Annotated in this window: 8 protein-coding genes; 6 read left to right on the top strand and 2 right to left on the bottom strand. The window is 72.2% G+C overall.

Going from position 1 to position 7,541, the window contains the following annotated elements; translation table 11 throughout:
• Positions 1-385 (top strand): FCD domain-containing protein (locus KME77_RS15250; RefSeq protein ID WP_219467406.1); only part of this gene is annotated, 385 nt, incomplete at its 5' end.
• 268 nt (positions 386-653) lie between these two features.
• A complete protein-coding gene (locus tag KME77_RS15245; RefSeq protein ID WP_219467403.1) occupies positions 654-1,742 on the top strand; it encodes a mandelate racemase/muconate lactonizing enzyme family protein in 1,089 nt (362 codons plus the stop codon).
• Between the two features lie 10 nt (positions 1,743-1,752).
• On the opposite strand, the gene KME77_RS15240 is transcribed toward KME77_RS15245, so the two are convergent.
• Positions 1,753-2,892 (bottom strand): ROK family transcriptional regulator, encoded by a 1,140-nt coding sequence (locus tag KME77_RS15240; protein WP_246609796.1) that lies wholly within the window; start codon positions 2,890-2,892, stop codon positions 1,753-1,755.
• A gap of 106 nt (positions 2,893-2,998) precedes the next feature.
• Here KME77_RS15240 and KME77_RS15235 point away from each other — a divergent pair, with 106 nt between their 5' ends.
• The 4 genes from KME77_RS15235 to KME77_RS15220 all read left to right on the top strand — a co-directional run bounded on the left by KME77_RS15235 (position 2,999) and on the right by KME77_RS15220 (position 6,508).
• Complete coding sequence (locus KME77_RS15235; RefSeq protein WP_219467401.1) at positions 2,999-3,913, top strand: glutamate ABC transporter substrate-binding protein; 915 nt, start codon at positions 2,999-3,001, stop codon at positions 3,911-3,913.
• On the top strand, positions 3,913-4,632 hold the full coding sequence (locus tag KME77_RS15230; protein WP_246609795.1) for an amino acid ABC transporter permease: 720 nt from the start codon (positions 3,913-3,915) through the stop codon (positions 4,630-4,632). Before KME77_RS15235 ends, KME77_RS15230 begins: the two co-directional genes overlap by 1 nt.
• Before the next feature lie 78 nt (positions 4,633-4,710).
• Positions 4,711-5,526: an amino acid ABC transporter permease gene (locus KME77_RS15225; protein WP_219467400.1), complete on the top strand. Its 816-nt coding sequence runs from the start codon at positions 4,711-4,713 to the stop codon at positions 5,524-5,526.
• Entirely contained in the window at positions 5,519-6,508 is a 990-nt protein-coding gene (locus KME77_RS15220; protein ID WP_308250709.1) for an asparaginase, read from the top strand. The genes KME77_RS15225 and KME77_RS15220 overlap by 8 nt, the downstream gene beginning before the upstream one ends.
• Here KME77_RS15220 and KME77_RS15215 read toward each other — a convergent pair.
• On the bottom strand, positions 6,509-7,541 hold a 1,033-nt coding region (locus KME77_RS15215; RefSeq protein ID WP_219467398.1), incomplete at its 5' end, for an LCP family protein.

The raw sequence follows: 7,541 nt of genomic DNA, 5'->3' as shown, positions 1-7,541 counted from the left end.
CGCCGCGGACGCGGCCGCCCGCCCACCGGAGGCCGCCGAGGCGGGCGTCGCGCGCCTGCGCGCCGAGGTGGCCAGCGTCCCGCGCGCCCCCCAGGGCACCCGGTACGAGGACTACCACGACATCCAGGCGCACGACGCCCGCTTCCACGACCTGATCGCCGAACTGTCCGGGAGCGCCGCGCTGCGGGACTCGCTGGCGCGTACGCACAGCCACCTGCACCTGTTCCGGCTCGACTACGCGGGACGGGGGAGCGGCGACCCGACGCTGGCCGAGCACGCGCGGATCGCGCACGCCGTCATCGCGGGGTTGGCGGCCGAGGCCGAGACGGCAATGCGCGACCACCTGGAGGCCGCCCGCAGCCGCTACTTGACGGCGACGGACTGACCAGGACCCAACGACGCATGCCAACGACGCCAACCGTCCAACCGACCGGCCAGGCCAACCGCCCAACCGACCGGGCCGACCGACCGGGCGCCCGAGTGGGCCGACGGGGTGACGGGAGGCAACGGGGTGGGCTGCCGGAGTGGGCCGACCGATCGAGTCGGCCGTGCCGTCCGTCCGCGTGGGGCGACGGGGCCGTTCGTTCGGGCGTGCGGATTCGCCGTGGGCCGGTTGGAGTGCTGGCCCGTATCCCCTCCTATAGGAAATTGGAATGTCAGAGATTGTCAGTGCCACCGCGTACCTCGTGGACATCCCCGTCGAGACCGTACGGACCGATGCCGTGCAGGCGTTCCTCAAGCAGGAGACGATCTTCGTGGAGATCGTCACCGGCGACGGCCTGCGCGGCACCGGGTACTCGTACACGATCGGTACCGGCGGCCGGGCGGTGTTGGCCATGTTGCGCGATCACCTCCTGCCCCGGCTGATCGGTGCGGACGCGCGGATGGTCGAGGGCGTGTGGCGTGACCTGTTCGCCTCGACGCGGGCCACCACCGTCGGCGCGATCACCTCACTCGCTCTGGCCGCCGTGGACACCGCCCTGTGGGACCTGCGCTGCCTGCGCGCCGGTGAGCCGCTGTGGCAGCTCGCGGGCGGGCATCGGCGCAGGGTGCCGCTGTACGACACGGAGGGCGGATGGCTGCACCTCGGCGTCGAGGAACTGGTCGAGGGGGCTGTGGCGGCCAAGCGGGCCGGGCTCGGCGGGGTCAAGGTGAAGATCGGCAAGCCGCGCGTGGAGGAGGACGCCGAGCGCGTCGCCGCCGTCCGCCTCGCCGTCGGGGCGGATCTGGACATCATGGTCGACGCGAACCAGTCCATGACGTACGCGGAGGCCAAGCGGCGGGCGCACGCGCTGGAGCCGTACGGCGTGTACTTCTTCGAGGAGCCGCTGCCCGCCGACGACGTGCAGGGGCACAGGGAGCTGGCGCGCTCGACGTCCATCCCGGTGGCGGTCGGGGAGTCGATGTACTCGGTCGGGCAGTTCCGCGACTACCTGGTACGGGGGGCCGCGTCGATCGTCCAGGCGGACGTGGCGCGGATCGGCGGGATCACGCCGTGGCTCAAGGTGGCGCACCTGGCGGAGGCGTTCAACGTGGCGGTGTGCCCGCACTTCCTGATGGAGTTGCACGTCAGCCTGGTGGCGGCGGTCCCGGCCGGGACGTATGTGGAGCACATCCCGCAGCTACGGGCGGTCACGAGTGCGGAGATGACGGTCGAGGACGGTCACGCGGTCGCCCCGGACGTCCCGGGCCTCGGCATCGCCTGGGACCGCGACGCCATCGACGACCTCAGGGTGGAGTGAACCCCCTGCCTCACCCCGCCAACGCCGACTCCAGCAGCAGCGCCCCCGCCCCCACCAACGCCCCGTCCCGCCCCGCCCGGGCCGGGGCGATCTCCAGGTCGCGCGTGGCCAGCGGCAGGCACCGCTCGTACACCGCCGCCCGGATAGCCGTGATCAGCGGCTCGGCCGCCGACAGGCTGCCGCCCACCGCGATCACGTCCGGGTTGAAGAAGTTGACCAGGACGGTGAGCACCTCGCCGATGCGCCGCCCGGCGCCGCGCACCAGGCTGGTCGCCGAGGGGACCGCGTCGTCGACCAGGCCGACGATGTCGGCGGGGCGTTCGACGACGATGCCCGCCTCGGCCAGCGCCGACATGAGGGCGGCGCCGCTCGCGTACGCCTCCAGGCAGTCCGGGTGGCCGCAGGCGCACAGGACCGACGAGTCCGACAGGACGCGTACGTGGCTGATGTCGCCGGCCGCGCCCCTGCCGCGGTGCAGGCGGCCGTCGGTGATGACGCCGCAGCCGATGCCGGTCCCGGCCTTGAGCACCATCAGGTTCCGGGAACCGGGCCACCAGCGGGCCTCGCCGGCGGCCATCAGGTTGGCGTCGTTCTCGACGAGGATCGGCAGGTCGTAGCGGTTGGCCAGGTGTTCGGCGACGGGGAAGTTGTTCCAGCCGGGCATCCGCGACGGGGTCACCACCCGCAGGGTCGCGGGGTCCACCGGGCCGGGCACGCCGGTGCCCACGCCGCGCAGCGGCACGTCGCCGGGCACGTGCGCGGCCAGCAGCGAGTCGAAGGCGGCGGTCACGAGGTCCAGGGTGGCCTCGGGCCCCTTGGCGATGGCGCACGGCCGCTCCTCCACCACCAGGGGCGCGCCGCTGAGGTCGAGAACGCCCAGGCGGACGTGGTTGGCGCCCAGGTCGGCGACCGCCAGGACGCCGGCCGTCGGTGACAGGCGCAGCCGCCGGGGCCGCCGCCCGCCCCGGGAGGTGCCGGAGCCCTCCTCGCTGAGCAGCCCCGCCGCGATCAGCTCCTCCACCCGGAGCGACACGCTGGAGGCGGCCAGGCCCGACAGGCGGGCCAGGTCGGCGCGCGACTCGGCCCCGCCGGTGGCCACGAGCCGCAGCAGGTCGCCCTGAGCCCCGTTCACGGGCAGCCGCTGTTCCATGTGAGAGGAATACCATGGTCCCACTTCGGACGACAACGTATTGACTTCGTACGAAAACAGCGACTACGGTCCGCCATATCTTCGAGATCGAAGGAAGTGGGTGCTCATGAAGAAAATGGTCGCCGCCGTCGCCGTGGCGGTGTCCGCCATGTCAGCTCTGGCGGCCTGCGGCGATGCGAGCAGCCCCGCCGTGCCGGGAGCGGCCAAGCCGAGCGACGACGTCCTCGCGCAGGCGCCGGTCGCCGCCGCCGCGGACATCCTGCCGGGCTCCACCATGGAGAAGATCAAGCAGCGCGGCGAGCTGATCGTCGGCGGCTCGCTCGACGCGCCGCTGCTGTCCCAGCAGAACCCGGCCACCGGGCAGGTCGAGGGCTTCGACGCCGACCTGGGCAAGGCGCTGGCCAAGTACATCATCGGCGAGCCCAAGGTGAAGATCGTCAACTCGGCCTCGGAGACCCGCGAGGCGCTGCTGTCCAACGGCACCGTGGACGTCGTCTTCCAGACGTACACGATCACCAAGGAACGGGCCGACCAGGTGGCCTTCGCCGGCCCGTACTACACCTCGGGCCTGACCATCGCCGTGAAGAAGGGCACCACGGGCATCACCAAGCCCGAGGACCTGAACGGCAAGAAGGTGCTGGCCGGGGCCAACACGCCGGCCATCCCGGCGATCAAGAAGCTCGCGCCGCAGGCGGAGATCCTCACCTTCGGCAGCGACCCGGAGTGCCTGCAGGCGCTCAAGCAGGACCGCGGCGTCGCCTACGTCCAGGACGAGACCCTCCTGATCGCCGACGCCAAGAAGGACCCGTCGATCGAGATCGTCACCAAGCCGTTCACCGTGGACCCGTACGGCATCGGGCTCAAGCACGGCGACGACCAGATGAAGGCGTTCACCAACGCCTGGCTGAAGAAGATCCAGGACACCGGGGTCTGGCAGAAGGTCTGGAAGAACTCCATCGGCACCGTCGTCACGGGCGACGCGCCGCAGCCGCCCCAGATCGGGTCCGTGCCGGGGTCCTGATGTCCCTGCTCCCGGACGCCACGTCCCTGCTTCTGGACGGCATGTCCCTGCTCCCGGACGGCGTGTCCCTGCCGTCGGACGGTCTGCTGGCCTACCTGCCCGACCTGGGGCAGGGACTGCTCGTGACGCTCCAGCTCACCGCCGCCTCCTTCCTCGGTGCGGCGGTGCTGGGCGTGCTGGTCACGGCGCTGCGGGTGGCGCCGGTACGGGTGCTGCGCGCCCTCGGCACCGCCTACGTGGAGACGTTCCAGAACCTGCCGCTGCTAGTCCTGCTGGTCCTGGCGATCTTCGGCCTGCCCGAGATCGGCATCCAGGGGGACATCAAGCTGACGGTCATCGTGGTGATCGCCGTCTACGAGGCCGCCTACATCGGCGAGGCGCTGCGCTCCGGCGTCAACGCCGTCTCCAAGGGACAGGGTGAGGCGGCGCGGGCGATCGGCCTGACATTCACGCAGTCGATGCGGCACGTCATCCTGCCGCAGGCGCTGCGCACGGTGATCCAGCCGCTGGGCAACATCTTCATCGCCACCACCATGAACACCGCCCTGGCCGCCGCCGTCAGCGTCGTGGACCTGACCGGCGCCGCCAACCGGGTCAACCTGGTCGAGGCCCAGCCCATCCCGATCTTCGTCGGCGCGGGGGCCGCGTACGCGCTGATCGCCGCCGCCGCCGGGTTCGTCACCGGGCGGCTCGAACGCAGGCTGGTGATCCTTCGATGAGCACCATGCGGCTCCGACCTGGATCGGTGGTTCTGCGATGAGCACCGCGCGGCTCCGACGTGGATCGGTGGTTCCGAGATGAGCACGACGCTGTTCGACGAGCCGGGGCCCAGGGCCAGGAGGCACATCCGCGTCGCCACCGTCGCCGGCACGCTGGCCGCGATCGCGCTGGCCGTCCTGGCGGTGCGGCAGTTCGCCGCCAACGGGCAGCTCGACGCCGCGCGCTGGCAGCCGTACGCCACCTGGCCCATGTGGCGTTATCTGCTGACAGGGCTGTGGTCCACCGCGCTGGCCGCCGTCGTGTCGGCCGCGCTGGCGATGGCGTTCGGCCTGGTGCTCGCGCTCGGCCGCCTGTCGCACCAGGCGTGGCTGCGCCGGCCCGCCGCCGCGTACGTCGAGGTGGTCAGGACCATCCCGGCGCTACTGCTGGTGTACGTGGTGCTGTTCGCGCTGCCCCGGTACGGCCTGGACCTGCCGCTGTTCTGGAAGCTCGTGGTGCCGCTCAGCGTGTCGAACGCGGCGGCGTTCGCCGAGATCTTCCGCGCCGGGATCAACTCCGTCGAACGCGGCCAGACGGAGGCGGGCCTGGCCGTCGGCCTCACCCGCGGGCAGGCCATGCGCCTGGTGGTGCTGCCGCAGGCCGCGCGCAGGGTGCTGCCGTCGATCGTCAGCCAGTCCGTCGGCCTGCTCAAGGACACCTCGCTCGGGTTCGTGGTCAGCTACGCCGAGCTGCTCTACAGCGGCAAGGTCCTGGCCGCCTACAACGGCCTGCTCATCCAGACGTACGTGGTCGTCGCGCTGATCTACCTGGTGGTCAACGCGTCGCTGTCCAAACTGGCCCGGGTGCTGGAGTCCCGCCCGGCCCTCTACGCAAGGAGATCCGCACGTGCCTGAACCCGCCGCACCCGGACTCACCGCCCCCGGGCTGGCCTTGCTCGCCGAGGTGACGCGCTCGGGGTTCGTGGAGAGCCTCCATTACGGCAGCGCCGTCGGACTGGACCCCTCCGGCCGCCCCGCGGTCGCGCTCGGCCCGGTGGACGCGCTGGTGCTGCCCCGTTCGTCGGCCAAGCCGTTCCAGGCGCTCGCCTGCCTGGTCGCGGGCGCGGCGCTGACCGGCCCGAGCCTGGCGATCGCCGCGGGCAGCCACACGGGCGAGGACCACCACGTACGGCTGGTCGCCGAGATGCTGCGGGAGTACGGCCTGGACCTCGGCGCGCTGGCCTGCCCCGCCACCTGGCCCGAGGACCAGGCCACCGCGCACCGGCTGATCAGGGACGGCCAGGGCGTCTCCCGCGAGCGCATGAACTGCTCCGGCAAGCACGCCGCCATGCTGGCCGCCGCCGTCGCCAACGACTGGGACGTGGCCTCGTACCTGTCGGCCGGCCACCCCGTGCAGCTCAAGGTCCGCGAGGTCACCGAGGAGCTGGCCGGGGAGAAGGCGGCGCACGTGGCGGTGGACGGGTGCGGGGCGCCGCTGTTCGGGATGTCGCTGACCGGCCTGGCGCGGGCCGTGCGGGCGCTCGTCGTGGCCGAGCCGGGCAGCGCGCCCCGGCAGGTCGCCGACGCCATGCGCGAGCATCCCGAGTACGTCGGCGGCACCGGGCACCAGAACACCGAGCTGATGCGCGCCCTGCCCGGCTCGGTCGCCAAGGGCGGCGCGGAGGGCGTGCTGGTCGTGGCGCTGGAGTCGGGGCACACGGCCGCGGTCAAGGTCATCGACGGCAGCCCGCGCGCCACCACGGTCATCGCCCTGGACGTGCTGCGGGCGATGGGCTGCGACGTGTCGACGGCCGCGGAGTGGGAGAGCGTGCCCGTGCTCGGCGGCGGTCAGCCCGTGGGCGTGATCACCGCACCACGCCGTGACGGGCGGGGCTGATCACGACGCCGCACCGCACCCCTCGGTGAGGCCCTTCGTCGGGTCCTCGGTCTGCTTCGGCTCCGCCGTCTTCCTGGGCTTCTTCGGCGAGGCCGAGGTCGTGGGGGAGTCCGAGGGGGAGGCGGAGGAGGCTGTGGCCGCCACAGGCCCGCCGCCGCCCGAGGACTCGCGCACCGCCTTCGCGGTCAGCGAGCGGATCTTCTCCCAGTCGGGCGACCCCGTGTTGATCAGCGGCGGCACGAACTGCAGGCTCGTCACCTCGGCGTTCTTGACCTGCAGCGCCAGCGGCACCAGGTGGGTGAGCATCGGCCGTGGGATGTCGGTCCTGATCAGCTCCTTGGTGGCCAGCGCGATCTTGCGGAACCTGGTCAGCACCGTCGCCGGGTCCGCCTGGTCGAGCAGCGCGCCGATCACGCAGCGCTGACGGCGCATCCGCGTGTAGTCGTCGCTGTAGGTGCGCGAGCGGGCGTACCACATGGCGTCGGCGCCCTTCAGCTTGCGCGTGCCCGCCTTGACCAGGCCCTCGTTGTAGCGGCCGAACACCACGTCCTGCTCGACCGTCAGCCGCACCCCGCCGATCGCGTCGATCAGCCGGGCGAACCCCCAGATGTTGACCAGCACGTAGTAGTCGACCTTGAGCCCGAGCGTGTAGCCGATCGTGTCCATCAGCACCTTGGGGCCCTGGTGCTGCTTGCCGTCGAAGATCTCCGGGTGCGCGTCGGCGTACTCCCACACGCTGTTGAGCAGGTCGCTGCGCCCGCCGCCGGGGTCGGCGGGCAGCCGGAAGCCGTCGGGGAAGTGGTCGGCCATCGGCGTGCCGGGGCGGAAGCGGACGTCCTCCAGGTTGCGGGGCAGGCTGATCAGCACGGTGCCGCCGGTGCGCACGTCGACGGTGGCGAGGTTCATGCTGTCGGTGCGGATGCCGACCCTGTTGTCGTCGCCGTCGCCGCCGAGCAGCAGGATGTTGACCCGTTCGCGGCCGGCCCACGGGTTCTCCGGGCGGATCTTCTCCTCGGCCTGCGGGTCGGGGGGG

It is taken from the genome of Nonomuraea rhizosphaerae (assembly GCF_019396405.1).
Lineage (GTDB): Bacteria > Actinomycetota > Actinomycetes > Streptosporangiales > Streptosporangiaceae > Nonomuraea > Nonomuraea rhizosphaerae.
This window is presented reverse-complemented; position numbering and strand designations above follow the sequence as displayed.